Origin of the sequence: Okeania sp. SIO2B9, assembly GCF_010672505.1 — a bacterium.
Taxonomy (GTDB): Bacteria; Cyanobacteriota; Cyanobacteriia; order Cyanobacteriales; family Microcoleaceae; genus Okeania; species Okeania hirsuta.
Genome location: NZ_JAAHGK010001169.1, coordinates 1 through 2,411, shown reverse-complemented (window position 1 = coordinate 2,411; position 2,411 = coordinate 1). Strand labels below are relative to the sequence as shown.

Annotated in this window: 4 protein-coding genes and 1 pseudogene; 2 read left to right on the top strand and 3 right to left on the bottom strand. The window is 42.3% G+C overall.

Annotated features, from left to right (window positions below; all coding sequences use genetic code 11):
• The coding region (locus F6K13_RS28535) for a hypothetical protein (RefSeq protein ID WP_287289221.1) at positions 1-282 on the top strand (282 nt) is incomplete at its 5' end.
• Between the two features lie 481 nt (positions 283-763).
• Positions 764-958, top strand: a complete 195-nt coding sequence (locus F6K13_RS28530) for a hypothetical protein (protein ID WP_124142907.1) — start codon at positions 764-766, stop codon at positions 956-958.
• Between the two features lie 26 nt (positions 959-984).
• Here the strand turns inward: F6K13_RS28530 and F6K13_RS28525 are convergent, their stop codons facing one another.
• The 3 genes and pseudogenes from F6K13_RS28525 to F6K13_RS28515 all read right to left on the bottom strand — a co-directional run bounded on the left by F6K13_RS28525 (position 985) and on the right by F6K13_RS28515 (position 2,006).
• Entirely contained in the window at positions 985-1,173 is a 189-nt protein-coding gene (locus F6K13_RS28525) for a hypothetical protein (protein ID WP_124142908.1), read from the bottom strand.
• A gap of 46 nt (positions 1,174-1,219) precedes the next feature.
• Positions 1,220-1,519 (bottom strand): annotated as a pseudogene (locus F6K13_RS28520) (IS1634 family transposase); the annotation flags it as partial.
• A gap of 73 nt (positions 1,520-1,592) precedes the next feature.
• Complete coding sequence (locus F6K13_RS28515; protein WP_161564300.1) at positions 1,593-2,006, bottom strand: IS1 family transposase; 414 nt, start codon at positions 2,004-2,006, stop codon at positions 1,593-1,595.
• Positions 2,007-2,411: the final 405 nt, after the last annotated feature.

Genomic DNA, 2,411 nt, shown 5'->3' with positions numbered 1-2,411 from the left:
TTACGTTTCAATCCTGATACTGGAGCTTGGTCTATTGAATTCGACGGTAGTGATGTAGATCTTACCGGGCATAGTGAAGACATTGATGCTATTGGTATTAATGGAGAGCAACTACTTCTGTCCACAACCGGTAGCTTTTCTGTAACTGATGTATCGGGTCAAGACGAAGATGTATTTATCTTTAACCCAAATACCCTGGGTATTTCAACATCAGGTACATTTGAAGAATTTTTTAGTGAATTGAATAGCAGTGATATCAGTGGCGTTCATTTTCTTGCATAGACTTGATAGACATAGGACTTATAGAACCCATTTGAGATCTATTTAAAAAGAGATGGGGAAATAGGGAGATGGGGAGATGGGGAGATGGGGAAATAGGGAAATGGAAGCATTTTTCTACCTGCTTAGCGCCCTACCTGGTACCCCGAAGGGCGGTGAGTGCAGTACGCCCTTCCTTAGGGTTCCCAAGGTACTGTGGGCAGAACCTGCCACCACCCAATAGGCGCCCCGCCGAATTGAAGCAACTGCCCTAGGCAAAGCGTTTCTGTTAGCGTAGCTCCTCCTCCGGAGGAAAGAAATACCCGAAGGACGCGGGGTCCCATCCGCTTTTTGCCCTATTCTCGTTCCTGAATCTCCTGACTTCACCAGAACTAAGTTCTGAGGACGGCAGCCAAAAGCACATACCCCGTGCAAAGATACGATCGGGGGTTCTATATCATGTTCGGTTGAATACTTATATTAAATCCGGTTAAACAACCATAGAATGGTTAAGTTAGGAGGAGTCAACCCACCCCCGCCCCTCCCAGGAGGGGAAGTCAGTCCTCAGGAGTCAGGAGAAGAAAGAATTACAAAGATGAGCGTAGTTATGACGATTGAAGATTTTTTTTATGTCCAATTAAACGGATTTGATATTATAACCCACATTCCGCACTTCATAATGTATTACAAAAAAACATGAATCGCGTTCGGAATTTCAGCCAACTCCTAATTGTATAAAACATCAAAAAAGTGAGGGTTAAAGTATTGTTGAGCAACCAGAAAGTTCTGATCATCAGTAGAAAATACAGGAGCAACTATACTCCCATCGAGAGCATCAATCAGTTTTCTCAATTCAGGTAGTGCGATCATGTCCCGGAGGGTGCGGAACATCATTGCACACCCGAAGCGCATCACTGATAATATCTTATCTTTGGCAAGGGGAGGGTAAAAACTGTAAAATTCAACTCCGTTCCTCTGTGAGATTAACTACTTGTTGGCGTTGATTTATGGTTAACAAATGAACTCCTTGAAAGCATTGAAATATCCATCTTAATGTGGGAGTAGTTGTCATATTTTCTAACTGATTTTTGAGGAGATTACTGGTACTTTTTCAAGTATTTATCAACTCTCTTTGGCCGAGATTATATACTAATAAACACAGTGACATGATAAATAATATTGTTTCGACTCTTTGCGGTTTTTCCACAAAAAAACTATCGGCAAAAAATTGTGGGTTTTTGAGGAATCTAAAGCCCCTCTGGTAGTGCTAAACAAGTAATGATTGATTATAGTGATGGATCAAATACCAAATAGCGCCAATGTGATTTTCAATCTTATTTGGAGAAGGACAAAGTTTTTCGTACTAACCTGGATACCCTTTGTCTTAAGGTATTATTGAATCGTTCAATGTCAGAAGTCTTCCCTGTTTTTTTTCCCACCGCTTGATGTCGTTTACTGGGTAAAACACCACGCTCTTGCAGCCCAAAAATCAGTGTATGCGATACCGCTAGAGCAACGCTCCGCAAAGGCACATTGACGATCAACCCCAGGTAAGGACTGCCACAAATGTCTAGCTGCTTCTTCATCCCGTGAGCTGATATCAACACCAAAATTTCACGAGCTTCTACTTCCATCGCTAACCAGACCCACTGCTGATTACCTTTGTTGTCCACAAATGACCATAATTCATCACATTTAATTGTGAGCTTCTCCTTTTTTTTTGGCTGAACCTTAAGCTTTCTGGGCACTTGTGCATATTTCTGGTTGACAGCCAGCTTGTAGCCATTGGTCCGAAACTTGGACACTCGCGTGCAATGCCAGCCAGTGAAATCCTTTCTGATAACAGTTGGTCAATCAGCTCGCGAGTAGGTTGGTCAATCAGTTTCTAGGTAAGGTTTTCCACAAATTGTCGTCCACATTCGCAGCACAAAAACCGCTGGTTATCATTATAGATATGGCCATTTTTGACAGTTTTTGAAGATGCACACTTTGGACAGGTAGGCATGGATGGACAACAGTAACTTTTACTGCTTCATAAAACTGATACAAAGCGTCACATAACGTAACAAATTGATGTTTACTTCCTGCTTCTACTGAGGCCGTCGGCGGTTACTCATCCACAGGCATTAACGGTCAAGCCAACCCCATCTCTA

Excerpts from the sequence above, each read along its gene's own strand:
- F6K13_RS28530 (WP_124142907.1), top strand. The coding sequence starts at position 764 with ATGGTTAAGTTAGGAGGAGTCAACCCACCCCCGCCCCTCCCAGGAGGG.